Origin of the sequence: Streptomyces erythrochromogenes, assembly GCF_036170895.1 — a bacterium.
GTDB classification, from domain to species: Bacteria; Actinomycetota; Actinomycetes; order Streptomycetales; family Streptomycetaceae; genus Streptomyces; species Streptomyces erythrochromogenes.
Map to the genome: position 1 here is coordinate 2,473,950 of NZ_CP108036.1, position 26,554 is coordinate 2,500,503.

Annotated in this window: 26 protein-coding genes; 14 read left to right on the top strand and 12 right to left on the bottom strand. The window is 72.6% G+C overall.

The window, feature by feature from the left end; all coding sequences use genetic code 11:
• Positions 1–28: 28 nt before the first annotated feature.
• Both OHA91_RS10955 and miaB read right to left on the bottom strand, forming a co-directional pair.
• Positions 29–751, bottom strand: a complete 723-nt coding sequence (locus OHA91_RS10955; RefSeq protein ID WP_031146413.1) for a class III extradiol ring-cleavage dioxygenase family protein — start codon at positions 749–751, stop codon at positions 29–31.
• Positions 752–848: 97 nt separating this feature from the next.
• Positions 849–2,372: a tRNA (N6-isopentenyl adenosine(37)-C2)-methylthiotransferase MiaB gene (gene miaB / locus OHA91_RS10960; protein WP_266492088.1), complete on the bottom strand. Its 1,524-nt coding sequence runs from the start codon at positions 2,370–2,372 to the stop codon at positions 849–851.
• A gap of 175 nt (positions 2,373–2,547) precedes the next feature.
• Between miaB and OHA91_RS10965 the strand changes: the two genes are divergently transcribed.
• Positions 2,548–3,543: a TAXI family TRAP transporter solute-binding subunit gene (locus OHA91_RS10965; protein WP_328739183.1), complete on the top strand. Its 996-nt coding sequence runs from the start codon at positions 2,548–2,550 to the stop codon at positions 3,541–3,543.
• A 3-nt stretch (positions 3,544–3,546) separates the two neighbouring features.
• Here OHA91_RS10965 and OHA91_RS10970 read toward each other — a convergent pair whose 3' ends face one another.
• The gene (locus OHA91_RS10970; RefSeq protein ID WP_328741119.1) at positions 3,547–4,572 is read right to left on the bottom strand and encodes an ROK family protein; all 1,026 of its coding nucleotides are present in this window, start codon (positions 4,570–4,572) and stop codon (positions 3,547–3,549) included.
• Positions 4,573–4,656: 84 nt separating this feature from the next.
• Entirely contained in the window at positions 4,657–5,769 is a 1,113-nt protein-coding gene (locus tag OHA91_RS10975; protein ID WP_328739184.1) for a LacI family DNA-binding transcriptional regulator, read from the bottom strand.
• Positions 5,770–6,140: 371 nt separating this feature from the next.
• Here OHA91_RS10975 and OHA91_RS10980 point away from each other — a divergent pair, with 371 nt between their 5' ends.
• A complete protein-coding gene (locus tag OHA91_RS10980) occupies positions 6,141–7,400 on the top strand; it encodes a glycoside hydrolase 5 family protein (protein ID WP_328739185.1) in 1,260 nt (419 codons plus the stop codon).
• Between the two features lie 75 nt (positions 7,401–7,475).
• Entirely contained in the window at positions 7,476–9,617 is a 2,142-nt protein-coding gene (locus OHA91_RS10985; RefSeq protein ID WP_328739186.1) for an endo-beta-N-acetylglucosaminidase, read from the top strand.
• 17 nt (positions 9,618–9,634) lie between these two features.
• On the opposite strand, the gene OHA91_RS10990 is transcribed toward OHA91_RS10985, so the two are convergent.
• On the bottom strand, positions 9,635–11,047 hold the full coding sequence (locus OHA91_RS10990; RefSeq protein ID WP_328739187.1) for a sensor histidine kinase: 1,413 nt from the start codon (positions 11,045–11,047) through the stop codon (positions 9,635–9,637).
• A gap of 12 nt (positions 11,048–11,059) precedes the next feature.
• Positions 11,060–11,764, bottom strand: a complete 705-nt coding sequence (locus tag OHA91_RS10995; protein WP_031146393.1) for a response regulator transcription factor — start codon at positions 11,762–11,764, stop codon at positions 11,060–11,062.
• Between the two features lie 299 nt (positions 11,765–12,063).
• Between OHA91_RS10995 and OHA91_RS11000 the strand changes: the two genes are divergently transcribed.
• The 8 genes from OHA91_RS11000 to OHA91_RS11035 all read left to right on the top strand — a co-directional run bounded on the left by OHA91_RS11000 (position 12,064) and on the right by OHA91_RS11035 (position 18,399).
• Entirely contained in the window at positions 12,064–12,849 is a 786-nt protein-coding gene (locus OHA91_RS11000; RefSeq protein WP_031146391.1) for an amino acid ABC transporter ATP-binding protein, read from the top strand.
• 118 nt (positions 12,850–12,967) lie between these two features.
• Positions 12,968–13,819 (top strand): glutamate ABC transporter substrate-binding protein, encoded by an 852-nt coding sequence (locus OHA91_RS11005; protein ID WP_031146389.1) that lies wholly within the window; start codon positions 12,968–12,970, stop codon positions 13,817–13,819.
• An 83-nt stretch (positions 13,820–13,902) separates the two neighbouring features.
• Complete coding sequence (locus tag OHA91_RS11010; protein ID WP_030961980.1) at positions 13,903–14,577, top strand: amino acid ABC transporter permease; 675 nt, start codon at positions 13,903–13,905, stop codon at positions 14,575–14,577.
• Complete coding sequence (locus OHA91_RS11015; RefSeq protein ID WP_031146386.1) at positions 14,574–15,467, top strand: amino acid ABC transporter permease; 894 nt, start codon at positions 14,574–14,576, stop codon at positions 15,465–15,467. Before OHA91_RS11010 ends, OHA91_RS11015 begins: the two co-directional genes overlap by 4 nt.
• A 186-nt stretch (positions 15,468–15,653) precedes the next feature.
• Complete coding sequence (locus OHA91_RS11020) at positions 15,654–17,240, top strand: FAD-dependent monooxygenase (RefSeq protein WP_328739188.1); 1,587 nt, start codon at positions 15,654–15,656, stop codon at positions 17,238–17,240.
• Positions 17,241–17,272: 32 nt separating this feature from the next.
• A complete protein-coding gene (locus OHA91_RS11025) occupies positions 17,273–17,359 on the top strand; it encodes a putative leader peptide (protein ID WP_311318651.1) in 87 nt (28 codons plus the stop codon).
• Between the two features lie 78 nt (positions 17,360–17,437).
• The gene (locus OHA91_RS11030; protein ID WP_031146382.1) at positions 17,438–17,977 is read left to right on the top strand and encodes a cupin domain-containing protein; all 540 of its coding nucleotides are present in this window, start codon (positions 17,438–17,440) and stop codon (positions 17,975–17,977) included.
• Positions 17,974–18,399 (top strand): rhodanese-like domain-containing protein, encoded by a 426-nt coding sequence (locus tag OHA91_RS11035; RefSeq protein WP_266492064.1) that lies wholly within the window; start codon positions 17,974–17,976, stop codon positions 18,397–18,399. Before OHA91_RS11030 ends, OHA91_RS11035 begins: the two co-directional genes overlap by 4 nt.
• A 384-nt stretch (positions 18,400–18,783) precedes the next feature.
• Here the strand turns inward: OHA91_RS11035 and OHA91_RS11040 are convergent, their stop codons facing one another.
• The 3 genes from OHA91_RS11040 to recA are packed head-to-tail and all read right to left on the bottom strand — an operon-like array spanning position 18,784 to position 21,039.
• Positions 18,784–19,314: an NUDIX domain-containing protein gene (locus OHA91_RS11040; protein ID WP_266492061.1), complete on the bottom strand. Its 531-nt coding sequence runs from the start codon at positions 19,312–19,314 to the stop codon at positions 18,784–18,786.
• A 39-nt stretch (positions 19,315–19,353) separates the two neighbouring features.
• Positions 19,354–19,920 (bottom strand): recombination regulator RecX, encoded by a 567-nt coding sequence (gene recX / locus OHA91_RS11045; RefSeq protein ID WP_031146376.1) that lies wholly within the window; start codon positions 19,918–19,920, stop codon positions 19,354–19,356.
• A 3-nt stretch (positions 19,921–19,923) separates the two neighbouring features.
• The gene (gene recA, locus OHA91_RS11050) at positions 19,924–21,039 is read right to left on the bottom strand and encodes a recombinase RecA (RefSeq protein ID WP_031146374.1); all 1,116 of its coding nucleotides are present in this window, start codon (positions 21,037–21,039) and stop codon (positions 19,924–19,926) included.
• A 237-nt stretch (positions 21,040–21,276) separates the two neighbouring features.
• Between recA and OHA91_RS11055 the strand changes: the two genes are divergently transcribed.
• Both OHA91_RS11055 and OHA91_RS11060 read left to right on the top strand, forming a co-directional pair.
• Complete coding sequence (locus OHA91_RS11055; RefSeq protein WP_328739189.1) at positions 21,277–22,332, top strand: PP2C family protein-serine/threonine phosphatase; 1,056 nt, start codon at positions 21,277–21,279, stop codon at positions 22,330–22,332.
• Positions 22,333–22,390: 58 nt separating this feature from the next.
• On the top strand, positions 22,391–23,434 hold the full coding sequence (locus OHA91_RS11060; RefSeq protein ID WP_031146370.1) for a S66 family peptidase: 1,044 nt from the start codon (positions 22,391–22,393) through the stop codon (positions 23,432–23,434).
• Positions 23,435–23,449: 15 nt separating this feature from the next.
• Here the strand turns inward: OHA91_RS11060 and OHA91_RS11065 are convergent, their stop codons facing one another.
• Positions 23,450–24,085, bottom strand: coding sequence for a class I SAM-dependent methyltransferase (locus OHA91_RS11065; RefSeq protein WP_328739190.1), 636 nt, complete (start codon positions 24,083–24,085; stop codon positions 23,450–23,452).
• A 110-nt stretch (positions 24,086–24,195) separates the two neighbouring features.
• On the opposite strand from OHA91_RS11065, the gene OHA91_RS11070 reads away from it, so the two are divergent.
• A complete protein-coding gene (locus OHA91_RS11070; protein ID WP_031146366.1) occupies positions 24,196–24,951 on the top strand; it encodes a Clp protease N-terminal domain-containing protein in 756 nt (251 codons plus the stop codon).
• On the opposite strand, the gene OHA91_RS11075 is transcribed toward OHA91_RS11070, so the two are convergent.
• Entirely contained in the window at positions 24,905–26,248 is a 1,344-nt protein-coding gene (locus OHA91_RS11075; protein ID WP_245239982.1) for an AI-2E family transporter, read from the bottom strand. The two genes, OHA91_RS11070 and OHA91_RS11075, sit on opposite strands and share 47 nt — an antisense overlap.
• Positions 26,249–26,346: 98 nt before the next feature.
• The gene (locus OHA91_RS11080) at positions 26,347–26,541 is read right to left on the bottom strand and encodes a DUF3046 domain-containing protein (protein ID WP_031146362.1); all 195 of its coding nucleotides are present in this window, start codon (positions 26,539–26,541) and stop codon (positions 26,347–26,349) included.
• Between the last annotated feature and the right edge of the window lie 13 nt (positions 26,542–26,554).

Consider the following 26,554-nt stretch of genomic DNA (forward strand, 5'->3'; position numbering starts at 1 on the left):
GCCCACAGGCCTGCCGGCGCTGCCGGCGCTACGACCAAGTGGCGACGAAGTACCCGACGCCGTACGGGGCGTCCTCGTACAGCAGCCGTCCGGCGAGGTCCGCGCCCTCGGCGGCGCCGGCCAGCACCTGCCAGGGGGCCCGGCCGGCGGCCTGGAGCTCGGCCGCGAGCCCGGCGTCGATCGCTGCGAGCGCTGCCGCGTCGGCGGCGCCCAGCGCGCGTGCGGCGGCGGCGTCGAAGCCGGCGGCGCGCTCGTCCAGGTAGCCGGGGGCCTTGAGGGTGCGGCAGGCGCTGCCGTCCCCGAGGACCAGCATGGCCACGCGATCGGCGGAACGGCCCAGGTCCGCGCCGAGGAGGCCGCAGCCACTCGGGGGCAGGTCCTCGGCGACGGCCACACCCGCGACGGGGGCGGCTGCCCAGCGGGCCTGCCCGAGCAGCCAGCCGGCCACCGCGAGGGAAGCCGGGAGGGTGGCTCCGGTGGCGTGGCCGCTCGGCGGTTCGCCCAGGTCGGGGCCCAGGGTGACGGTCAGGTCCACGCCGAAGCCGGCGAAGCTGCCGGGGGTGCCCTGGTCGTATCCGCCGCCCTCGGCGGCGGCTGCGACCACGACCAGCAGATCGGGCCGGGAGGCGGCGAGCACCGCGAGCGCGTCGGAGCAGGCGGTGCGGGCGTCGCCGAGTTCGGCGGCGGCGCCCGCGGCGACCTCCGGCACGAGCAGCGGCGGGGCGGGGCAGACGGCGGCGGCTACGAGCATGATCCGCAGCCTAGCCGGACCGCCGCCCCGCAGCCGCAGGAGGCGGCGGCGGGCGCGAGGCAGGGGCGGCGGCGCGAGGCAGGAGGCGGGCGCAGCCTCAGGAGGAGGCGGGCACCGAGCAGCCGGAGGCGACGGCCGGCAGGGGTGCCGGAACGCCCAGCGTCGGGATGCCCAGCATGACGCCCGCAGGCTCGGCCGGGGCGGCGTTGCGCTTCTCCCAGGCGTCGCCGGCGCGGGTGCGGCGCACGGTCAGGGTCGGACCCTCGGCCAGCAGGTGGTGCGGGGCGGCGTAGGTGATGTCCACGGTGACCACGTCGCCCGGGCGGACCTCCGCCTCCGGCTTCGTGAAGTGGACCAGGCGGTTGTCGGGGGCGCGGCCGGACAGGCGGTGCGTGGCGCCGTCCTTGCGGCCCTCGCCCTCCGCGACCATGACCTCCAGCGTGCGGCCGACCTGCTTCTTGTTCTCGTCCCAGGAGATCTCCTCCTGGAGGGCGACCAGGCGCATGTACCGCTCCTGCACGACCTCCTTGGGGATCTGCCCGTCCATGTCGGCAGCCGGGGTGCCGGGCCGCTTGGAGTACTGGAAGGTGAAGGCGTTCGCGAAGCGGGCCTCGCGCACCGCGTGCATCGTCTGCTGGAAGTCCTCCTCCGTCTCACCGGGGAAGCCCACGATGATGTCGGTGGAGATCGCGGCGTGCGGGATCGCGGCACGGACCTTCTCGATGATGCCCAGGAAGCGCTCCTGGCGGTACGAGCGGCGCATCGCCTTCAGGATCGGGTCCGAGCCGGACTGCATCGGCATGTGCAGCTGCGGCATCACGTTCGGGGTCTCGGCCATGGCCGCGATCACGTCGTCCGTGAAGTCGCGCGGGTGCGGGGAGGTGAAGCGGACCCGCTCCAGGCCCTCGATCTCGCCGCAGGCGCGCAGCAGCTTGCTGAAGGCCTCGCGGTCGCCCAGGTCGGAGCCGTACGCGTTCACGTTCTGGCCGAGCAGGGTGATCTCCGAGACGCCCTCGGCGACCAGGGCCTCGACCTCGGCGAGGATGTCGCCGGGCCGGCGGTCCTCCTCCTTGCCGCGCAGCGCCGGGACGATGCAGAAGGTGCAGGTGTTGTTGCAGCCGACGGAGATCGAGACCCATGCGGCGTACGCGGATTCGCGGCGGGTCGGGAGCGTGGAGGGGAAGGCCTCCAGCGACTCGGCGATCTCGACCTGCGCCTCCTCCTGGATGCGGGCGCGCTCCAGCAGCACGGGGAGCTTGCCGATGTTGTGCGTACCGAAGACGACGTCGACCCAGGGGGCCTTCTTGACGATCGTGTCGCGGTCCTTCTGGGCGAGGCAGCCGCCGACGGCGATCTGCATGCCGGGGCGCTTCGTCTTCATCGGGGCGAGCCGGCCGAGGTTGCCGTACAGCTTGTTGTCGGCGTTCTCGCGGACCGCGCAGGTGTTGAAGACCACGACGTCGGCGTCGCCGTCGGAGCCCTCGGGCGCGCGGACGTAGCCGGCGTCCTCCAGCAGACCGGAGAGCCGCTCCGAGTCGTGCACGTTCATCTGGCACCCGTAGGTGCGCACCTCGTAGCTTCGCTTCTCGTCCACTGCCTGGCTCCGGTCGCTGCTGGTCATGCAACAAGGGTAGGCGGTGGACGGGAGCCCTCCGGTCGCCGTGCGCCCGGTCACCGGGCGGGAGCCGGCCGAACCGGACGAGCCGCAGGTCAGGGGCGTCGGCGGCGGTCGGGGGCGGGGTCCGCGGTCGGCCCGCGCCGTGACAGGACGGCGGCCGGGTGGCAGGATCGCGCCCATGCCTCTCGTACCGCCCCGGATCAGCAGGCGCCACGCCCTGCGGGTCCTGGTGGCCGTACTCGCCGTGCTCGGCGTCCTCACGTGGTGGCTGAAGCCCTTCGGGGAGTCGCGGCCGGAGGGCGAGCTGACCTTCAGCACGGGCGCGCGGACCGGTGTCTACCACCGGTACGGACAGCTCCTGCAGCAGGCGCTCTGGCAGGACATGCCCGGGGTGGACGTCACGCTGATGACCAGCGAGGGCTCGCAGGAGAACCTGAAGCGGCTGGCCACCGGTGAGGCGGACTTCACCGTGGCCACGGCGGACGCGGTCGCCAAGTACCGGCTCGACGGGAAGCCCGGCGCGGACCTGCTGCGCGGATGCGCGCGGCTCTACGACGACTACGTGCAGCTGGTGGTGCCGGCCGGGTCCCCGGTGCAGTCGGCGCGGGACCTGCGGGGCAAGCGGGTGGCGATCGGCCAGCCCGGTTCCGGGGTGCGGCTCGTCACGGAGCGGTTGCTCACCGCGGCCGGCATCGACCCCATTCTGGACATCACGCCGGTGTCCATCGGCATCGACACCATGCCGACCGAGCTGGAGGCGGGCCGGATCGACGCCTTCTTCTGGTCGGGCGGCCTGCCGACGAACGCGGTGAAGGAGCTGTCCGAGCGCTTCGACATCCGGCTCGTGCAGCTCGGCGACCTGGTGGAGGAGCTCCAGGAGAGCGGCAGCCCGGCGCGCTACTACCGGACGGCCGTCATGCCGCAGGACGCGTACAGCCGGACGCGCAACACCAGCGCCGTGACCACCCTGGCCGTGCCGAACCTGCTGGTGACCACGGCCAAGACCGACCCCGGGCTGACCGAGCAGCTGACCCGGACGGTGATCGCCAGCCGCGACAAGGTCGGGCGCGCGGTGCACGCGGCGCAGCTGGTGGACCTGCGCACGGCGATCTACACCGATCCCCTGGAGCTCCACGAGGGAGCCGGCCGGTACTACCGGTCCGTCAAGCCCTGACGCTCACGCGGTGGGGGCGGGCGCGGACGAGGGCTCCGAGGACGCGGACGGGGGCAGCAGCATCGTCGCCGCCGCGGCCGCGCCGATCAGGCCCGCGTGGGTGCCCAGGGTCGCCGGCACCACCTGGAGCTCCTGGACGAAGGAGAGCGTGGCGTACTGCGCGAGGTGGGTGCGGATCGGGCCGAAGAGGGTGTCCCCCGCGGCGGCCACTCCGCCTCCGAGGACCGCGATGTCCGTTTCCACGAGGGTGGCGCTGGCCGCGATGGCGGCGGCCAGGGCGCGGCCGGCGCGGTCGAAGGCGGCCAGTGCGATCGGGTCCCCCTGCGCGGCGGCCGCGGCCACGCCCGCCGCCGTGGCGTCGCGCGCGGTGCCCGGGCCGTCGGCGCCGTCCGGGCCGCCGGAACCGCCCGGTCCGGAGCCCGCCGACGGGGTCCAGCCCTGCTCACGGGCCCAGCGGGCGATCGCCGTGCCGGAGGCGATCGACTCGACGCAGCCGCGGCCGCCGCAGACGCACGGCTCGCCGTCGAAGGCCACGCTGATGTGGCCGATGTGGCCCGCGTTGCCGGTGGGACCGGGGTGAAGCTGGTTGTTCAGGATCAGGCCGCCGCCGACGCCCGTGGAGACCACCATGCACAGGGCGTTCGCGTAGCCGCGGGCCGCCCCCAGCCAGTGCTCGGCCGCGGTCATCGCCACCCCGTCACCGGCCAGTACGGTCGGCAGTTCGGCCCCGCGCGCCGCGAGCTCCGCCGCGATCCGCTCCTGGACGGGGAAGTCCCGCCACGCCCCGATGTTGACCGGGCTGACCGTGCCCCGGGAGGTGTCCACCGGGCCGGCGCTGCCGATCCCGCAGCGGACCGCGGAAGACCACAGCGGTGACCCGGACAGGTCGGCGACGACCTCGGCGACCGCCGCCATGACGCCTTCGGCGTCCACTCCGCGCGGGGTGGGGCGACGGGTGGTGGCCGTCATCGTGCCGTCGGGCTGCACCAGCGCCCCGGCGATCTTCGTGCCGCCGATGTCGATCGCCACCGTCGGTCCGGCGGCCGCTGCGGCGGCGCGCTGTGTGGGTGACGGGGTGGTGGGCGTGATCACGGTGGCGGCTCCAGGAAGGGGTCAGGAATCAGTATGCGCCGGGGGCGGCGCCGTGCTGTCGCGGGGCTCCAGCCTCGGTCGCTCGCTCTCGCGGACCCCGGGCGGACCCCCGGCGAGTACGGACAGGAGTTCCTCGGCGGCCAGCCTTCCGAAGCCGGCCGTGTCGCGGACGAGGGCGGTGAGGCGGGGGTGGGTGACCCGGCACAGCGCGGAGTCGTCCCAGGCGACGATCGACAGCCGGTCCGGCACGGGGATGCCCAGCTCGGCGGCGACCGCGCTGCCGGCGACGGCCATCACGTCGTTGTCGTAGACGAGCGCGGTCGGGGCCTGCGGCTGGGCGAGGACCCGGCGGGTGGCGGCCGCGCCCTCGGCGTCGGAGTAGTCGGTGACCACCGAGCGCACGTGGTCGGGGCCGAGGCCGCGGCGCTCGGCCTCGGCCCGCAGGGACTCCATCCTGCGGACCGTGTGCGCGAGGCCGGGGAGCCCCGCGATGTGGACGATCCGGCGGTGGCCCAGCCCGTGGAGGTGTTCCAGGACCTGGGCCATCGCACCCGCGTCGTCGGCCCGGACCGAGGAGACGGGCGCAGGGGCGGGGACCGCCGAGGATCCGGGGACCTTCGCGGGCCCGGGGACCCGCGCGGGCTCGGCCGGGGGGCCGGGCTCGCCGATGGTGACCGCGGGCAGGCCCAGCTCCGCCAGGAGCGCGGGGCGGGGGTCCCCCGTACGCGGGTCGACGACGAGCACGCCGTCCACCCGCCGTTCGGCCCACCAGCGGCGGTAGACCGCGCATTCGGCGTCCACGTCCTCGACGACCTGGAACAGCAGGGCGGTCCGGGCCGCGGCGAGGACCTCCTGGATGCCCGAGACGAGCTGCAGGAAGAAGGACTCGACGCCGAGGGTGTGCGCGGGGCGGGCCAGGACGAGCCCGACGGCTCCGGAGCGTTCGCCGGACAGGGCGCGGGCGGCGCTGTTGGCCTGCCAGCCGAGTTCCTCGGCGACGAAGCGGATCCGGGCCCGGGTGTCCTTCGAGACGCCCGGCCGGTCGTTGAGCGCGAAGGAGACGGCGCTCTCCGACACTCCGGCCCGTCTGGCGATGTCCTTGATCGTGGGTCTGCGGACCATGGCCTGCCTCATCCATCCTTCGGGCGGTACGGGTTGCGGACTGCGGACTGGGACTGCGGACGCACTGGCCGGACCGTACGCGATCCGGCCGCGGCGGACAGCCCCGGCCACCGCACCCGGTGAGGGTCCCGGCAGGCGCGAAGGGCCGCAGCGGCCGGCCGCCATGACCGGAAATCCGCTGTCCATTTCTGCACACTTCCCTGATCTTCACCAGAGCTAAACCGCATTAGTCGCTACGGCAGTTCAGAACAGACCCCTTGCCCCGACTGGACTGAAGCGCATAAGTAGGTCACCTTGAGGCCCTGTTGACTTTCCGCATCCGCACCGGCAGTTTGTGGGCCGTCCGGTGAATTCGTGCAGACTCCAGAACCCCAGGACGCCTCGTGCAGGATCACGCGCTCCGCTTCGGTGCCAACTACACGCCGGCCCAGGGCTGGTTCCACCACTGGCTCGACTTCGACCTCGACGCGGTCAGGGCCGATCTCGACGCGATCGCCGCGCTCGGGCTGGACCACGTCCGGGTGTTCCCGCTGTGGCCGGTCTTCCAGCCGAACCGCACGCTGATCCGACCACGTGCCGTCGAGCAGCTCGTCGCGCTCGCGGACGCGGCCGCCGACCGCGGGCTCGACGTCAACGTCGACGGTCTGCAAGGGCACTTGTCGAGCTTCGACTTCCTGCCCGCCTGGACCCGGACCTGGCACCGGCGCAACATCTTCACCGACCCCGACGTCGTCGCCGGGCAGGAGGAGTACCTGCGTACGCTCGCCGCGGCCCTCGCCGACCGGCCGAACTTCCTGGGCATGACCGTCGGCAACGAGATCAACCAGTTCTCCGGTGCCCCGCACCCCGACCCCGACCGCATCACCCCGGCGCAGGCCGCCCACTGGCTGGAGCGGATGCTCGCCGCCTGCGAGCGGGGGGCGCCCGGCCGGCTCCACCTGCACGCCGAGTACGACGCCGTCTGGTACCGGGACGACCACCCCTTCACGCCCGCCCAGGCCGCCGGGCTGGGCGGGGCGACCGCCGTCCACTCCTGGGTGTTCGACGGCACCGCGCAGCGGCACGGCGCGCGCGGGACGGCGACCGAGCACCACGCCGCGTACCTCATCGAGCTCTCCAAGGCCTGGGCTCCGGACCCGCACCGGCCGGTGTGGCTCCAGGAGGCCGGCGCCCCGGCGCCGCTGATCGGGCCGGAGGAGGCGGCTCGGTTCACCGAGGCCACGGTCGTGAACGCGCTGGACTGCCCGGACCTGTGGGGCGTGACCTGGTGGTGCTCGCACGACGTGTCCCGGGAGCTCGCCGACTTCCCTGAGCTGGAGTACGGCCTCGGCCTGCTCACCAACGACGGCAGGACCAAGCCGGTCGGCGCCGCCCTCGCCCGGATCGCCAAGGAGTGGCGCGGACGCGCGCACCGGCCCGCTCCGCGCTCCACCGCGCTCGCCGTGGACGTGGGCGTGGGCGTGGCGGAGCGCGCCCCCGGTCGTTCCGTGTGCGCCCCCGGCGGCGCCTTCTTCGACGCCTGGACCGTGCTGACGGCCCGGGGGGCGCGCCCCGCCGTGGTGCGGGCGGAGCGTGCCGAGGACCCGGCCCATCTGGCGGCGCGCGGCATCACCGAGGTGCTGCGCGTACGCGACGTGCTGTGACGCGGACCCACTCGCCCGGGCCTGCCCGCCCCGAACCGACAGGCCCGGACCCCGACCCCTCGTGAGGAGCCCCGCATGTCCGAGACCGACCACGGCGTCGATCCCCGTACGCCGCCCGTCCCGTTACGCCCGACCCGGCGCAGAGTGCTGGCCGCCGGGGCCGGCGCCGCCGCGCTGCTGGGCGTGGCCGGCCGCGCGCGGGCCGCGGCCCCCGCCGGGCCGACGGCGCCCGTGCCCGAGCCCGACCCGGGCGGCCTGGCCCCGTACGCCTCCTACTGGTTCCCGGACTCCCTCCCGGCGGGTGCCCCGGGCCCCGGGATCGTGTGGCGCTCGCTCAGCCGGTGGACCCCCGAGGACGACCCCGATCTGGCCCACAACACCGCGACCGTGCCGCTCGCCGAGCGGTTCACCCCTGTCCCGGCCAACGGGACCGCCCGCGCCGGCCAGGCCCGGATCGCCTCCCTCGTGTCCTTCGCGCCGACCGCCGGGAACCCCTCGCAGGGCTCCCCCACCGCCGACTACTACGCGCTCACGCACTGGGCGTACATCGACGAGCTGGTCTTCTGGGGCGGCTCCGCCGGCGAGGGGATCGTCCTGGCCCCGAACGCACCGGTCGTCGACGCCGCCCACCGCAACGGGGTCCGGGTGCTGGGCAACGTGTTCCTGCCGCCCGTGGCCTACGGCGGCGACCTGCAGTGGACCCGCGACCTGGTGCAGCGCGACTCCCTCGGCCGCTTCCCGATCGCGGAGCAGCTCGTCCGGGTGGCGCGCGCGTACGGCTTCGACGGCTGGTTCGTCAACGCCGAGACCGACGGAGGCGACAGCGCCCTCGCCACCCGGACGCGGGAGTTCCTCCGGGCCCTGCGGGCGGCGGGCGAGCCGCACGGCCTGCGGATCACCTGGTACGACGCCATGAACAGCACGGGCCGGGTCGGCTGGCAGGGCGCCCTGAACGCCCTCAACCAGGAGTTCTACGAGGACCGGGCCGGGAAGGTCGCGGACACGCTGTTCGTGGACTTCCGCTGGACCCCGCAGACGCTGGCCGCCTCGGGCGCGCTCGCCGACCGGCTGGGCCGCTCCCGCCACGAGCTGTGGGCGGCCGTGGACACGGAGTCGCGGGGCTGGAACGCCGACGTCCGCTGGGACGCGATCGTCCCGCGGACACGCGACCACGTCGTCAGCTACGGCTTCTACCGGCCCGAGTGGACCCGCAACCACCTCACCGACCGCTCCCCCGGCGCCTTCCACCACGCGGACGACCGGTTCTGGACGGGCGAGTCCCTGGACCCGGCCCGGCCCGCCCCCGAGAGCTCCTGGCGGGCTCCCGCGACGGCGGTCGCCGACCGGTCCACCGTCACCGGGCTCCCCTTCGCCTGCTCCTTCAACACCGGACACGGACTGCGCTGGTACGAGAACGGCCGGACCGCCTCCGACACCCCCTGGAACCACCTCGGGCTCCAGGACCGGCTGCCGGGCCGCCGCTGGGTGGTGGACACCGCCGGAAGGCGTCCGTCCGTCACCCTGGACTTCGCGGACGCCTGGCGCGGCGGCTCCAGCCTGCTGGTCTCGGGCGTCCTGACGGCTCCGGTCGCCGTCGGCCTGCACTCCACGCGGCTGCCGCTGACCCGAGCGAGCGTCGTGGAACTGGTGCACGCGACCGGGTCGGGTCCGGTCACGGTCGAGGTCGGCGTGGCCACCCGCGAGCCGTCCGCCCCGGGCGGGCCGGTCCCGTACACCTGGCTGCGGGCCGGCAGCGCGGACGCCGGGGCGGGCTGGCGTACGGCACGGGCCGCGCTCGCACCGCTGGCGGGCAGGACCGCGTACGCCCTGGCCGTACGGATCACCGCGCCCGCGGGGAAGCCGGTGGTGTGGCGGCTCGGCGCCCTGTCGGTGCACGACGGCACCCGCAGCCGGCGTCCGGCCCCGCCCACCGCGGCGGCCGTGGACGCCGCGGCCCGCCAGGACGGCAGGGCCTGGCTCCGCCTGTCCTGGCGGGCGGCGGCCGGTGCGGGCGGGCGGCCGCGCCACCACGAGGTTCACCGGGTGCTCCCCGGCGGCGTCCGCCGCTTCCTCGGCGGGACCTGCGGCACCGCCCTCTACCTGCCCGAGGTCCCGCGCGCGGGCCGGGAGCGGGCGGCCGTCTTCGAGGTACGGGCCGTCGACGAGCTGTACGCGGCGTCCGCGCCGGCCCGCGCGGTCCTGCCCTGGGAGCCGTAACCCGGCAGGGGTCAGGGTCAGGGGGCCTCGGGGCCGGTGCGCGGGACGGCCACGGTCACCCGCAGCCCGTGCGGCGGGTTCGTCTCGTAGGAGAGGGTCCCGCCGCCCGCGGCGAGCAGGGTCCGGGAGATCGACAGGCCGAGCCCGGAGCCCTTGATGTTCTGGTGGCGGCCGCTGCGCCAGAACCGGTCGCCGATGCGCTGCAGCTCGTCCTCGGTGAGGCCGGGGCCGCGGTCGGCGACGACCACGCGGACCGAGCGGCCCTCGGCCGAGACCGACACCTCGACCGCCTCGCCGGCGGGCGTGAACTTGAGGGCGTTGTCTATGACGGCGTCGAGCGCGCTGGACAGGGCGATGGGATCGGCCCAGCCGGTGACGGCGGTCCGGCCCGTCTCGGTGAGCCGTACGCCCTTCTCCTCGGCGTACGGCCGCCAGGCGGCGACCCGTTCCGCCGCCAGCGCGCCGATGTCGGTGAGGCTGATCTCGGCGGAGGCGTGCTCGGCCAGCGCGAGGTCGAGGAGATCGTCCAGGACCTGGGTCAGGCGCTTGCCCTCGGTCCGTACGGAGGCGATCTCCTCGTTGCCCTCGGGCAGTTCGAGGGCCAGCAGCTCGATGCGCAGGAGCAGCGCCGCGAGCGGGTTGCGCAGCTGGTGCGAGGCGTCGGCGACGAACGCCCGCTGCTGCTCCAGTGCCTCTTCGACGTTGTCGGCCATCTCGTTGAACGAGTGGGCCAGGCGCTGGAGTTCCGGCGGGCCGCTGGCGGCCGCGACACGGGAGTTCATCCGCCCGGTGGCGATGCCGTGGGCGGCGGCGTCCAGGGTCTGCACGGGCTTAAGCACCCAGCTGGTGAGCCGCAGGGCGGCGCCGAAGGCGACGAGCATGGCGGCGGCGAGGCCGCCGGCGATGAGCAGCCAGCCCTTCAGGATCCGGCCGCGCATGAGGTCGGTCGGCGATTCGGTGGCGACGACCGCGACCACGTCGCCGTCGAGGACGACCGGGGAGACGACGAGCAGCCTTCCGTCGGTCTGCCAGGGCCACACCTGCGGCGGGTCGTGGCTGCGCCGCCCGGCGAGCGCCTCTTGGAGGGCTTTGTGGCCCTCACCGGACCGCGGGAGCTGCCACCAGCCCGGGGAGCGTGCCAGGGCGTTGTCGTCGCGGAGGAAGACCCCGACGCGGATGCCGTACAGCTCCTGGTAGCGAGCGAGTTCGAGCTGGAGCAGGTCCCGGCGCTCGGCGGCGCCGGTGGAACCGGAGCCCTGGGCGTCGATGACGAACTGGGCGAGGGCGGCGAAGCGGGCGCTGTCGTCGATGCGGTCGACCACGACCCGCTGCTGCTGCCCGGCGGCGAGGGACACCGCGAGCGGGAAGCCGAGCGCGAGGAGCGTCCCCGCCATCAGGATGACGAGCAGCGGGAGCAGACGTGCGCGCACGGCAGGAGTTCCCTAGGGGGCGGTCGGGGCGACGAGCCGGTAGCCCACCCCTCGGACGGTCTCGATCAGGGCGGGCATGCGCAGCTTGGAGCGCAGCGAGGCGACGTGGACCTCCAGGGTGCGCCCGGTCCCCTCCCAGCTGGTGCGCCACACCTCGCTGATGATCTGTTCGCGGCGGAATACGACGCCGGGCCGCTGCGCGAGCAGGGCCAGCAGGTCGAACTCCTTGCGGGTGAGGGGTACGTCGGTGCCGTCCACGCTGACCCGGCGGGTGGGCAGCTCGATGCTGACGGGGCCGAGGCGGACGACGGTGGGAGCACCGGTTCCGGTGGCGGCCGCCTCCTCGGAGGCTCCGGTGCGCCGGGCGACGGCGTGGATGCGGGCGAGGAGCTCGCCGGTGTCGTAGGGCTTGACGACGTAGTCGTCGGCTCCCATGTTCAGGCCGTGGATGCGGGAGCGTACGTCGGCCCGCGCGGTGACCATGATGACGGGCGTGGCGGTGCGCTTGCGGATCCTGCCGCACACCTCGTAGCCGTCCTGGTCGGGCAGGCCGAGGTCGAGCAGGACCACGCCGAACGGCGGGGCGCCGGCGGGCAGCAGCGCCTGGAGGGCCTCTTCGCCGTTGCGGGCGTGGGTGACCTGGAAGCCGTGCCGGGCGAGGATCGCGGACAGGGCGGCGGCGACGTGGTCGTCGTCCTCGACGAGCAGCAGCCTCATGTCGTCCCCCTCTCCTCTTCTCTCTCGACTCCGCGGCTGGTCAGTGCCGCGCGCATGGCCGCAGAAAAGGCCACCCTGCATCCACGCCCATGCGGAGTCCCACGTCAAGAGGGTTCCGCCGCGGCGCGCCTTCCGTTATGCACCCGGTACGCGCACATGATCGACCACGCCGGTGCCGCGCACGGAGCGTATCCGGAAGAGGCCGGATCGTTATGCTCAATTCTCCCTCAGATGTGATGACGTTGTGCGCGGGACGTCACTACTGTCCTCCCAACCGAGGAGGACGGAGCTAGAAGCCGATGAGCGGAGTATCAGTGACCAAGGACGTTCAGGACGCGGCCGGTACCGCGGACGACCTGGTCGTGCTGAGCAACGTCAACAAGCACTTCGGCGCGCTGCACGTGCTTCAGGACATCGATCTGAGCATTGCCCGCGGCGAGGTGGTCGTGGTGATCGGTCCTTCGGGATCGGGCAAGTCCACGCTGTGCCGGACCATCAACCGTCTGGAGACCATCGACTCGGGCACCATCACGCTCGACGGCAAGGAGCTGCCCTCCGAGGGCAAGGAGCTCGCCCGTCTGCGTGCCGACGTCGGCATGGTGTTCCAGTCGTTCAACCTCTTCGCGCACAAGACGGTGCTGGAGAACGTCATGCTGGGCCAGCTCAAGGTCCGCGGGATCGACCAGGCCACGGCCCACGCGAAGGCGGTGTCCCTGCTGGAGCGGGTGGGCGTCGGCACACAGGCCGACAAGTACCCGGCGCAGCTCTCCGGCGGCCAGCAGCAGCGCGTGGCGATCGCCCGGGCTCTGGCGATGGAGCCGAAGGTGATGCTCTTCGACGAGCCCACCTCGGCCCTCGACCCGGAGATGATCAACGAGGTGCTGGAGGTCATGCAGCAGCTCGCCCGTGAGGGGATGACCATGGTCGTCGTCACGCACGAGATGGGCTTCGCCCGCTCCGCGGCGAACCGGGTCGTCTTCATGGCCGACGGAAAGATCGTCGAAGAGGCCACCCCCGAGCAGTTCTTCAGCAACCCGCGCAGTGATCGGGCGAAGGACTTCCTGTCGAAGATCCTGCACCACTGAGGTTTACGTCTGGTAGTCATCCGTATGCGGATCACTGCCGGAACGGTTCCTGTCGGCCGTGCGTGCGCCGTAAGCGTCGCTCGTCGTTCAACAACGTCTCATCCGAGGGAAGTTCACCATGAAGATCTCCAAGGCCGCTGCGGCCGCGGCCGTCGCCGTAGCCCTGTCCCTGACCGCGACCGCGTGTGGCGGCAGCAAGAAGGACGCCGCCAGTGACGGCGGTGCCTCCGGTGGCGCCAAGGACAAGATCGTCGTCGGTATCAAGTTCGACCAGCCCGGTCTCGGCCTGAAGACCCCGGACGGCAAGTTCACGGGCTTCGACGTCGACGTGGCGACCTACGTCGCCAAGGAGCTCGGCTACCAGCCCGACCAGATCGAGTTCAAGCAGGCCGTCAGCGCCGAGCGCGAGAACCTGATCTCCAACGGCGACGTCAAGTTCATCGTCGCGACCTACTCGATCAACGACAAGCGCAAGGAGCGGGTCGACTTCGCCGGCCCGTACTTCCTCGCGCACCAGGACCTGCTGGTCCGCGCCGACGACACGAGCATCACCAAGGTCGAGGACCTGAACAAGAAGAAGCTCTGCTCGGTCACCGGCTCCACCTCGGCGCAGAACGTCAAGAAGAACCTGGCCCCCGAGGCCGACCTGCTGGAGCAGGGAGGCTACTCCGAGTGCCTCACCGGCCTGGAGAACAAGGCCGTCGACGCCCTGACCACGGACAACTCGATCCTGGCGGGTTACGCGGCGCAGGAGAAGAACAAGGGCAAGTTCAAGCTCGTCGGCCTGAGCATGAGCAACGAGAACTACGGGATCGGTCTGAAGAAGGGCGACAAGGAGCTCCAGACCAAGATCAACGCCGCGCTCAAGAAGATGGTCGAGGACGGCAGCTGGCAGAAGGCCGTGGACAAGAACCTCGGCCCGGCCAACTACAAGAACGAGCCTGCCCCGCAGATCACCGAAGGCAGCTGATTCATCGGTGAGGGGCGTCGCCGCCCGCCTGCCGCGGGCGGCGGCGCACCTCACCGGCCATCCTGGGGAGAGCGCAGGGCATCGTGTTCGATTTTCTTGATTCCGGGCAGTACGACGTGCTCGGAGCCTTCTGGGTGACGGTTCAGCTCACCCTCTACTCGGCGGTCGGGTCCCTGATCTGGGGCACCGTCCTGGCGGGGATGCGGGTCAGCCCGGTCCCGCTGCTCCGCGGCTTCGGCACCGCGTACGTCAACCTGGTGCGCAACACGCCGCTGACCTTGCTGATCATCGGCTGCTCACTGGGCCTGAGCCAGACCCTCGGCATCAACCTGGGCGGCGAAACGTTCAAGGAGACCGGCTTCCGGCTCGCGGTCCTCGGACTGGTCGCCTACACCGGAACCTTCGTCTGCGAGGCCTTGCGCTCCGGCATCAACACCGTGCCCGTCGGCCAGGCCGAGGCGGCCCGCGCGCTGGGGCTGAGCTTCTTCCAGGTGCTCACCCTGATCGTGCTCCCCCAGGCCTTCCGGGCGGTCGTCGCACCGCTCGCCAACGTACTGATCGCGCTCACCAAGAACACCACGGTGGCGGCGACCATCGGCGTGGCCGAGGCGGCGCTGCTGATGAAGGAAATGCTGGAGAACGAGGCCCAGGCGGTCTTCGCCGTCTTCGCGGTCTTCGCCCTCGGTTTCGTCCTTCTGACCCTGCCCACCGGCCTGCTGCTGGGCTGGGTGGCCAAGCGAGTGGCGGTGAAGCGATGAGCTCCGTGCTGTACGACACCCCGGGCCCCAAGGCCAAGGTGCGCAACTGGATCTACAGCGGGATCTTCGTCGTCCTGTTCGGGCTCGTCCTGTGGTGGGCGCTGTCCCTCATGGGCGAGAAGGGCCAGCTCGACGCCGACAAGTGGACCCCCTTCGTCACCGACGGGCAGATCTGGACCACGTACCTGATCCCCGGCCTGATGGAGACCCTCAAGGCCGGCGCGCTCGCCATGGTGATCGCCCTCCCGCTCGGTGCCGCGCTGGGCATCGGCCGGCTGTCCGACCACGCCGGGGTGCGGGCCGCGGTCGGGGCGTGGGTGGAGTTCTTCCGCGCCATCCCGGTGCTGATGCTGATGCTGTTCAGCAACGCGCTGTACGCACCCCAGCTCATGGACGTCCCCTCCGACACCCGGCCGTTCTGGGCCGTGGTCACGGGCCTGGTCCTCTACAACTCGGCCGTCATCGCCGAGATCGTCCGGGCGGGCGTGCTCTCCCTCCCGAAGGGACAGGCCGAGGCCGCGAAGGCGATCGGCCTGCGCAAGGGCCAGACCATGACCCACGTGCTGCTGCCGCAGGCCGTCACGGCCATGCTGCCGGCCCTGGTCAGCCAGCTCGTCGTGATCCTCAAGGACACCGCGCTCGGCGGCGCCCTGCTCGGCTTCGCGGAACTGCTCTCCATGAACCGGCAGATCGCGGCGAACTACAGCAACACCATCGCGACCATGTTCGTGATCGCCCTGATCTACATCGTGGTGAACTTCGCCCTGACCACTCTGGCCTCCTGGCTGGAGAAGCGGCTGCGGGCATCGAAGAAGAGCACCGGCGCGGTGCTCGGCGCGGAAGAGGTCGACGACCCGGTCCCCGGGGCCAACACCGCGGCCGGAGCCTGACGGCACCCCGGCCGACGACCCCCTGAGGTCTGACGTACGGTCAGTCGTAATGCGCATCCAGTGTGGTGCGGCGGAACTCATCCGCCGCACCACACTGCGTTGCGCCCTCGGGTGTCACTTGACGCAGACACCTCCAATGGGTTGCATACCTTCTGTGATCACATACCGGACATCGGGAGCCGCGCCATGGACCCGGTGATCGTCGTCGGCGCGGGGCCCGTCGGGCTGTCCCTGGCCCTCGCCCTCGCGGGCGCGGGCGTGCCCTCCGTCGTGCTCGACGAGCGGCCCGCCAAGGAGGAGGTCCGGCCCGCCCGTACGGTCGTCCTGCACGCGGACACCGCGGCCATGGCGCACCGGCTGCGCTGTACGACGCTGCGCGACGAGGGGGCGTACTTCGCGGCCTGGCGCACCATGCGGCGCGGCCGGGACGCCCACCGGATCACCTTCGAGGACGAACCGGCCCCCCTGCACGTCCCACAGCACGCGCTGGCGCGCGGACTGCGGGACTCCGCCGCCGCGCACCCCCTCGTCCAGCTGGTCCGGGACAGCAGACTGGACTCCCTGGAACAGGACGATCGGGGCGTCACCGCGCACACCGTGGGCGCCGAGACCACCTGGTGGCGCGGGAGTTACGTGGTCGGCTGCGACGGAGCCCGCTCCACCGTGCGCAAGCTGCTCGGCATCCGCTTCCCGGGCCGAACCGCCGTCGAGCGCCACGCCGTGGCCGCGCTGCGCACCGAACTGCCCTGGCCCGGCGAGGCCCTGCTGCACCGCAGCGCGCCGCACGAGGTCACCTCGCGGCCGCTGCCCGACGGGGTCTGGCGGCTGGACTGGCTGCTCCCGGCCCGCGGCGAGCTGGTGACTCCCGACGCGCTGGTCACCCTGATCCGCGACACCCTCGCGCAGTGGTGCGGCGGCACGACTCCCCCGTACGACCTGCTCGACACCGGCGTGCACACCCTGCACCACCGGCTGGCCCGGCGCTGGCGCGACGGGCGGGCCTTCCTCGCCGGCGACGCCGCGCACCTGCTGGGCGCGCTCGGCACCCAAGGGGTGGAGGAGGGGCTCCGGGACGCCGAGAACCTGGCGTGGAAGCTCTCCCTGGCCTGGCACCAGGGCGCCTCCGAGGCGCTGCTCGACAGCTATGAGGGCGAACGGCGCACCGCGGTGGCCTCCCGGCTGCGCGCGGCCGACCAGGCGATGCCGACCCTGCGGTCCGGAGGCGGCCTGCGCAACTACCTCCCCGGGGCCTCGCGTTCCGCCGAGTCCCTGCTCACCGACGGCCACCTGGGCCGGGGGCCGCTGGGCGCGGAGCCGACGTACGCCCCGCCCATCGCCGTACGCGAGGTGCCGACGGCCACGGAACCGGGCGGTCCGGTGGCGAACGTCCCGGTCACCGCGCCGGACGGGGCGACCGTGCCGCTGCGCGACCTGATGGGTCAGGGCCGGCTGCTGGTGGTCCTGGTGGCCCCGGGCACCGGGGTGTGGGACCGGCGCCACTGGCTGGGCGCCGGGCTGATGCCCCGGCTGGCCGCCGCGGTGAGCGCCCTGCCGGTCCGCACCGACCTGCTGGTCGCCGACAGCTACCCGGGCGCCCCGGCGCACACCGTGCTGCTGGTGCGGCCGGACGGACATCTGGCGGCGACCTTCGCGGGGGTCCGCCCGGCGGAGCTGTACGAGGCGGCGGACGCCGTCCGGGCCGGCGCTCCCGCGTCCCGGGTGCCCGCGCCCTCGACGACGCCGACGCCGACGCCGACCGTGGTGATCGATTGACCGTGCGCGGGCCCGCGTGGTTGACTCGCGAAATGACCGGCAACGACGTACGCCTGTGGCGGAGGGTCCATATGGACCTGCTCCGCTACGCGGGCTGCGTGTGTCGCCCTTCCTGTTGATTCGCCCTTCCTCCGCGCGCCCCGTGCCGTCCCACCGGCCTGCGCGCATTTCCGCGAACCCAGGAACGGTCACCTTCCATGTCTGTACCCGCACCCGCGTACACCCCTGAGCCCGTGCGGGCCGGGGGCCCCACGGCCACCGAGCTCCTCGACTTCGTCCTCCGCACCGCGGCAGACCCCGAGATCACGGCCTCGCTGCCGCTCGATCCCGAGGGCCGCACCTGGATCCGCCTCGACGGGCCCGGCGGCAGCGAGGCCTGGCTGATCGGCTGGCCTCCGGGCACCGGCACCGGCTGGCACGACCACGCCGAATCGCTCGGCGCGTTCGCCACCGCCCGCGGCCGGCTCACGGAGCGCTCGCTGGCCGTACGCCTGCCCTCGGAGGGCTGGCGGTCGCTGGAGCTGGCGCCCGGCGTCGACCGCAGCCGCACGCTCGCGGCGGGCGGCGGGCGGGCCTTCGGACGTCACCACGTGCACGAGGTCCTCAACGAGTCCCCGGACGAGCACGCGGTCTCGGTGCACGCCTACTACCCGCCGCTGCCGCTGATCCGCCGGTACAGCCGCAGCGGTCCCGTGCTGCACCTGGAGCACGTCGAGCGTCCGGCGGACTGGCAGTGAGCGGCCAGGCGGACCCGGGCGCCCCGGTAGGTATCGACGAGTTGTTGGAGCGCGTCCGGGCCGGATACAGGCGCGTCGACGCCCAGGAGGCCTACGCGGCCTCGTCGGCCGGGGCCCTCCTGGTGGACATCCGCTACCAGGCCCTGCGGGAGCGGGACGGGCTGATCCCGGGGGCGCTGGTGGTCGAGCGCAACGAGTTGGAGTGGCGCCTGGACCCGACGGGGAGCCACCGCGCCCCCGAGGCCACGGGCCACGACCTCCAGGTGGTGGTGATCTGCAACGAGGGCTACGCATCCAGTCTCGCCGCGGCCTCGCTGCACGCCCTGGGCCTGCACCGCGCGACCGACCTGACCGGTGGCTTCCAGGCGTGGAAGTCGGCCGGACTCCCCGTCGTTCCCGGTGCAGCGCCGCCGCACCGCTGATCACCCCGGGGCCCGTACCACCTGAGCGGTGCGGGCCCCGGGCACGGTGCCAGGACACTCCCTATCCCTTCGCCGTGGCGACCCCCACCGGGGCGACCCGCAGCGCCACCCGGCGGCGGCCGGCTGCTCCCGGCGCACACCCGACCCGGGCTCCGCCGCCACGAGCACACGGTGCAGGTCATGCCGATCAGCAGCGCGAGCGGGGTGACGGCGGAGGCCGTCCGGGTGGCGTTGCCGCGCAGGTCGGCGGTGGCCGGGTGGCCGCTCGGGCCGGCCGGCCACAGCGGACCGGCGAGCAGCGCGGCGGCGGCCCGTACGGGCAGGGTGCCTCGCACTCAACCGCCTTCGCCTCCCGGAAGAGGGAGCGAGCCAGGGCTGGCAAGGTCAGGATTGCGCGGTCCGGAACGTGAGGTACCGGTTGATGGCTTCGTGACTGTCCGGGGTGAAGCACCACTCCAGCAGGGCCGACCGCAGCTCCAACTCGGTCAGCCAGCTGTGCCGGGCGACCTCATCGGGGTCGGGGACCACGGCATCCACATCCGACACCACGACTTCGTGCACGCCGAGCCAGTGAGGGCTCAAACCGCTGCGGTTGAGGAACGTGAACAGCAGGCGCGGCAGCACACGAATACCCAGCTCTTCAGCCAGCTCCCGTGAAGCGGCCTGCTCATAGGACTCACCGACGTCCACGGCACCACCGACCACGACCTCGTAGAGCCCGGGGAAGCGCCACAACTGCTCCGACCGGCGGTGAACGAGGATCCGCCCACGCTCATCACGGCACACCGTCACAGCGACCCGGTGCAGCCAGCCCTCCTGGACGGCCTGCCGGCGACTGACCACTACCCCCAGCACACGGTCTTGATCGTCGACACGCTCCACCAGTTCATCCACGACGCACACCCTGACATCCATCGTGCTGCATCGGGCTGCCCCCACCCCGGGTCCTGCGGCTCACTCCCCCGGATATCCGAGGTCATCGGCTTCCTCGCCCTCCGCCTCCAGGGCGCGGCGGACCACTCTCAGGGCCATGCCCTCCGGGTATCCCTTGCGGGCGAGCATCCCGGCCAGGCGCCGGATCCGCTTGTCGCGCTCCAGGCCCCGGGTGGAGCGGAGCTTGCGCTCCACGAGCTCTCGGGCGGTCTGCTCCTCCTGGTCGGAGTCCAGCTGTCCCAGGGCCTCCTCCACGAGGGTGGCGTGCACCCCCTTGGTCCGGAGCTCCTGGGCGAGCGCCCGGCGGGCCAGGCCCCGGCCCCGGTGGCGGGACTCCACCCAGGCTCCGGCGAAGGCCGCGTCGTCGATCAGGCCCACCTCCTCGTACCGGGAGAGGACCTCCTGCGACACCTCGTCGGGGATGCCCCGCTTGTGCAGGGCGTCCGCGAGCTGCCGCCGGGTGCGCGGGCTCCCCGTGAGCAGGCGCAGACAGATCGCCCGCGCCTGCTCCTCGGGGCTCTGGGGCGGCAGCTCCTGGCGGCCCTCACGGCCTCCTCGGCTCCCGCCGCCCCCTTCCTGCTCGCGCACGGGTCAGCTCTTGGCCACGGCGGCCTTGGCCGTCGTCTTGGCCTTCGACGCCGGTGCGGGCACTGCCGCGGCATCGGCGGGTGCGGCAGCAGCGGCAGCGGCCGCCTCGTCGCCGCTGTCCTTGCGGACGCCCACGCCCAGCTTCTCCTTGATCTTCCGCTCGATCTCGTTCGCGAGATCCGGGTTGTCCTTGAGGAAGTTGCGGGCGTTCTCCTTGCCCTGGCCGAGCTGGTCGCCCTCGTACGTGTACCAGGCACCCGCCTTGCGGATGAAGCCGTGCTCCACACCCATGTCGATCAGGCCGCCCTCGCGGCTGATGCCCTGGCCGTAGAGGATGTCGAACTCGGCCTGCTTGAACGGCGGCGCGACCTTGTTCTTCACGACCTTGCAGCGGGTGCGGTTGCCGACCGCCTCGGTGCCGTCCTTCAGGGTCTCGATGCGGCGGATGTCGATGCGCACCGAGGCGTAGAACTTCAGCGCGCGGCCACCGGTCGTGGTCTCCGGCGAGCCGAACATCACGCCGATCTTCTCGCGGAGCTGGTTGATGAAGATCGCGGTGGTCTTGGACTGGTTGAGCGCACCGGTGATCTTCCGGAGCGCCTGGCTCATCAGACGGGCCTGCAGACCCACGTGCGAGTCGCCCATCTCGCCCTCGATCTCGGCGCGCGGCACGAGGGCCGCCACGGAGTCGATGACGATCAGGTCGAGGGCACCGGAGCGGACGAGCATGTCCACGATCTCCAGCGCCTGCTCACCGGTGTCCGGCTGCGACAGGATGAGGTTGTCGGTGTCGACGCCGAGGGCCTTCGCGTACTCGGGGTCGAGCGCGTGCTCGGCGTCCACGAAGGCGACGGTGCCGCCGGCCTTCTGCGCGTTGGCCACGGCGTGCAGGGTCAGGGTCGTCTTGCCGGAGGACTCCGGGCCGTACACCTCGACCACGCGGCCGCGGGGCAGCCCGCCGACACCGAGGGCGATGTCCAGCGCGGTCGACCCGGTGGGGATGACGTCGATGGGGTCGTTCGGCTTGTCCCCGAGGCGCATGACCGCACCCTTGCCGAATTGCCGTTCAATCTGTGCGAGCGCGGCGTCGAGAGCCTTCTCGCGGTCGGTGCCTGCCATGGGTTCCACCCGGTTTGCTTGAGTCGATCGCTTCACGCCATTGACGCTAATGCCTGCCACTGACAATGCGCCTCCACGACCGGTTCGGCTGTGGATAACTCATCAGAATGGATGTTCGATTTCCCTGTCAAGCTCGCCACGCCCAGAGCGCTATGCCCCCATTACGTAGATATCCTATGAAGTGTGATCGAGTCTGGACGGCCGCGACTTCGTAGGCGCCCCGGCCCGGGAAGGCTTGTGCGGCTGTCGCCGGTCATCCTGACCATCGTCATCGCCAGCCTGGCATACAACACTCCGCCGGAGATGGCCTTCAGCCGCCTCCTGCCCGCGGCGCCGGCCCTCGCCGCCGCCATGTGGCCGGTGCTCCCCACCGTCCTGCTCGGGACCGTCTGCCTCATCCTGATGATCGGCCTCAGCTTCGTCTTCCCGGACCTCGGAACGTGGTGGACGGCCGCGGGGATCATCGCGGTCACCGTGGCGGCCGCGTACGGGAGCCACGTACGGCTCCAAAGGGAGCGCACGCTCTTCCAGGTACGGCTCGTCGCCGACGCGGCGCAGCAGGTGGTCCTGAGCCCCATGCCCCACCTCCTCGGCCGGCTCGAGATCGAGTCCCTGTACCTCGCGGCCGCGGCGGAGGCGAGCATCGGCGGGGACTTCTACGAGGTGGTCGACACCCCGCACGGGGTCAGGCTGCTCATCGGCGACGTGCGCGGCAAGGGCCTGCCCGCGGTGGGGGCCGCCGCGGCGATCGTCAACGCCTTCCGGGAGGCCGCCTACGGCGAGACGGACCTGGTCGAGGTCGCGCGCCGGCTGGACGCCAGCAGCACCCGCTACAACGCCGCCTTCCCCCCCGAGGGGCCGATGGAGCGCTTCGCCACCGCCCTGCTCGTCCAGATCCCGCACGAGGGCAGACGCATCGACATCCTCAACTGCGGACATCCCCCGCCACTGCTCCTGAACCGCGGCAAGCTCCGCACCCTCGAGTCGGTCACCCCGTCGCCGCTGCTCAGCCTCGCGGACCTGATCGGCGACCGGTACAGCATCGACAGCTTCGACTTCGCCCCCGACGACCTGCTGCTGCTCTACACCGACGGGATCGCCGAGGCACGCGCCCGCGACGGCGAGTTCTTCCCACTGGCCGCCTGGATGGGCCGACAGCCCCCGACACCGCCCCAGGAACTGCTCGCGACCCTCCACCGCGACCTCCTGCGCTACAGCAGGGGCCGCCTCGACGACGACATCGCGGCCCTCGCCGTCCGCCTGCGCGCCCCCCTGACCGCGGATCCGCCGTGAGCGCCCCGCCCGCCGATCAATTCACCGGCGTGCGGGTGCGGGCTCATACGATCGCCACATGATCGAATTCCTGTATCCGCCCAAGCCCCGTCCGGGGGACCGGATCGCGGTCCTGTCCCCCTCGGCCGGACTGCCCGGCGTCTTCCCGCTCCCCTACGAACTGGGGCTGCGCAGGCTGCGTGACGACTTCGGGCTGGAGCCCGTGGAGTACCCGACCACGCGGAGGACGGGCGCGACGCCCGAGGAGCGGGCCGCGGACATCCACGCCGCCTTCGCGGACCCCGACATCAAGGCGGTGATCGCCAGCATCGGCGGCGACGACCAGATCACCGTCCTCCCCCACCTCGACGGCGACCTCCTGCGCGCCAACCCCAAGCCGTTCATCGGCTACAGCGACAACACCAACCTCCTGCTGTTCCTGCGGAACCTGGGCATCGTCGGCTACCACGGCGCCTCGGTGATGGTCGAGCTCGGCCGGCCCGGCGCCATGCACCCGGCCACCGCCGACTCGCTCCGGGCGGCGCTGTTCACCTCGGGCCCGTACGAGCTCAACCGGTCCGGCGAGTACGGGGACGTCAACCTCCCCTGGGAGGACCCGCACACCTTCGAGTCCGAGCCGCCGATGGAACGCTCCTACGGCTGGACCTGGCACAACGACGACCGCGTGGTCGAGGGCGCCGGCTGGGGCGGCAACCTGGAGATCCTCGCCTGGATGATGGCGGCCGACCGCGCGGTGCTGCCCGCCGAGGCGTACGCCGGCGACGTGCTCTTCCTGGAGACCTCCGAGGAGATGCCGCGCGCGGAAGAGGTCTACCGGATGCTCCGGAACATGGGCGAGCGCGGCCTGCTGCGGCAGTTCCCCGCGCTGCTGATGGCCAGGGCGAAGAGCTGGTCGTTCGAGAACCCGTTCGACGCCGGACGGAAGGAGCGGTACCGCGAGGAGCAGCGCGCGGCCGTCCTGCGCGCGCTGCGGGAGTACGCCCCCGACACCATGGCGGTCTTCGACGTGGACCTCGGCCACACCGACCCGCAGCTCGTGATCCCCGTGGGCGGGCGGATCCGCGTGGACGGACCGGCCCGGCGGATCACCGTCACCTACTGAGCACCCGCAGAGCCGTCATTCGCCGGGCCCGGGCGAGAGCGCGACGCCGAGCGACGCCGCAGCGAAGGGCTTCGGTGCGCCCTCCTGGTAGAAGACGTCGAGTTCCGTGACCGTGAAGCCGGCGGCGGTCAGCAGCTCGACGGTCGGCCGGGTGAGGTGGCACCCGCCGCAGAACCGCTTGTGCAGCGGCTCGATCCGCCGCTGTGCGCGGCGCACCCGCGGGTCCCCCTCCGGCGCCAGGCCGTGCTCGACGAAGTGCAGGCCGCCCCCGGGCCTGAGCACGCGCCGCACCTCGCGCAGGGCCGCCAGGGGATCCGGGATGGTGCACAGCGTCCATGTGGACAGGGCGGCGTCGAAGGTGCCGTCCTCGAATGGCAGCGACCGGCCGTCCGGGCCGGCCCGCCGCACCGGGACCCGCGAGGCCCGTACGCGGTCGGCGGCGAGCCTCCACCCCAGGTCGGAGGGCTCGATCGCGGCCACGCCGGTGACGCCCGGCGGGTAGAAGGGGACGTTGTGGCCGGAGCCGAAACCGATCTCGACCACCTCCCCGGCCAGGCCGGCGCAGACGCGCCGCCTGAGCGGCCGGGTCGTCCGCGCCCCGCACGCGAGGTCGACGATCCGCGGAACGATCCGTTCGGCGTAGAAGCCCATCGCATCCTCCGAGTCCGTGTTCCCAGCATGGCACCGGCGGCACGGGAGGCCGCCATCGACTGACAACCCAAGGTTGACACCCTCTCAACTGTCAACCTAGGGTTGCACCTATGACGAACCCTTCGGTGGAACCCGTTCGCATGACCAATCCGGTACGCCTCGACGACCTGATCGAGGCCATCAACAAGGTCCACACCGATCCTCTGGAGCAGCTCAGTGGCGCCGTCGTCGCCGCGGAGGCCCTCGGGGACGTCGCGGACCACCTCATCGGCCACTTCGTCGACCAGGCCCGCCGCTCCGGCGCCTCCTGGACCGACATCGGCCGCAGCATGGGCGTCACCCGCCAGGCGGCCCAGAAGCGCTTCGTCCCCAAGGCGGACAAGGAGGGCACCGGCGCCCTCGACCCGAACGCGGGCTTCGGCCGCTTCACCCCCCGCGCCCGCAACGTGGTCGTGACCGCGCAGAACGAGGCCCGCGCCGCCGGCAACACCGAGATCCGCACCGAGCACCTGGTCCTGGGCCTGGTGGCCGAGGCCGACGGCCTCGCGGGGCTCGTCCTGCGCGCCCAGGAGGTCTCGCCGGACGACGTACGGGCCGCCGCGGCCGCCGCACTCCCGCCCGCCCAGGACGAGCTGCCCGCCCTCGTCCCCTTCGACGCCTCGGCGAAGAAGGCCCTGGAGCTGACCTTCCGTGAGGCCCTGCGCCTGGGCCACGACTTCGTCGGCACCGAGCACATCCTGCTCGCGCTCCTGGAGCTGGAGAACGGCGAGGGCCTGCTGAGCGGCCTCGGCCTGGACAAGGCCGCCGCCGAGGCGACCGTCAACGAAGCCTTGGCAGCCGTACTCGGCGACGCGGACGGGAAGTAGAGGAGTCCGCGTCCCGCGTCAGCTCGTAGCGCTTGACGTACGCGCCGAGGAAGGCCTGCAGCGTGGCGACGGCCGGGATCGCGATCAGCGCCCCGACCGCGCCCAGCAGGGCGGTGCCCGCGATGACCGATCCGAAGGCCACCGCCGGATGGATGTCGACGGTCTTCGAGGTCAGCTTCGGCTGGAGCATGTAGTTCTCGAACTGCTGGTAGACCACGACGAACACGAGGACGTACAGCGCGTACCAGGGGTTGACGGTGAAGGCGAGCAGGACCGGCAGCGCGCCCGCGAGATAGGTGCCGATGGTGGGGATGAACTGCGAGACCAGCCCCACCCACACGGCGAGCGCGGGCGCGTACGGCACTCCGAGGACCGCCAGCACGACGTAGGTCGCGACACCCGAGATCAGCGCCATCAGTCCGCGGGAGTAGATGTAGCCGCCCGTCTTGGCGACGGCGATCTCCCAGGCGCGCAGCACCTCGGCCTGCTTCGCGGGCGGCAGCACGGAGCACAGCGCGCGCCGCAGCCGCGGTCCGTCGGCGGCGAAGTAGAAGGAGAACAGCCCGATCGTCAGCAGCTTGAAGAGCCCGCCGAGCACCGTGGCGGACACGTCGAGCACGCCGGACGCGCTGTTCTGCACGTACTTGCGCAGCCAGTCGGAGCGCAGCACGCTCTCCTGGATCTCCAGCCGGGACAGATCGGTGTGGAAGGTGGAGTTGATGAAGTTGATCACCGAGTCGATGTAGCCCGGGAAGCCCTCCACCATGGCCACGATCTGTCCGGCGAGCAGGGAGCCGAGCAGCGCGAGGAACCCCACGGACACGACGAACACCGCCGTGAACATCAGGAAGGTGGCGAGCCCCCGGCGCATGCCGCCGGCCGCCATCCTGGCGACCGCGGGCTCGATCGCGAGCGCGAGGAAGAACGCGATCAGGATGTTGACGAGCAGCCCGATCAGCTGGTGGAAGGCCCAGCTGCCGAGCTGGAAGCAGGCGACGAGGCCCAGTACGAGGACCACCGCGCGCGGCAGCCAGCGCGGCATGCGCTCGTCGCCCCCGGCCGGCGGAGCGTCGACCGGTGGCCTGCCGGGGCCGGCGGGACCCTGCGGCGAGGCGGGATCGGCGGGCCAGGCCGCCCCCGTGCCCGCCGCGCCCGGGTCGGGCTCCGGCTCCGGCTCCGGCTCCGGGCCGGAAGCGGCCGGTGCGGCGGGGGCCGCACCCGGGTCGGCCGCCCGGGGCGGCGGCAGCGCGCCCTGGACGGCTGCGGGCTGGTCGGTCGTCTCTTCGGTGGCTCCCACGCCGCCAAGTCTGTCCCACCGACGGCCCGTGCCGCGAAAAAGCGCTGCCCGCCCGCTCTTCCGGCACGGCGCGGCGCCGCGCGGCGGCCCGGCGCGCGTCAGCGCAGCGAGGCTGGCACGTCCATGGCCGAACACACCGCGCGCCACACGTCCTTGGTCTCCCAGCCCGCATCCAGCGCCTGGTGGACGGTCAGGCCACCCAGCTCCGCCATGACGTGGTCCCGCGCGAAGGAGTCGGCATAGCCGGCACCGAAGTGCTCGGCCATCCGCTCCCAGAAAATCGTCAACCGCATGCCCCCAGTATCC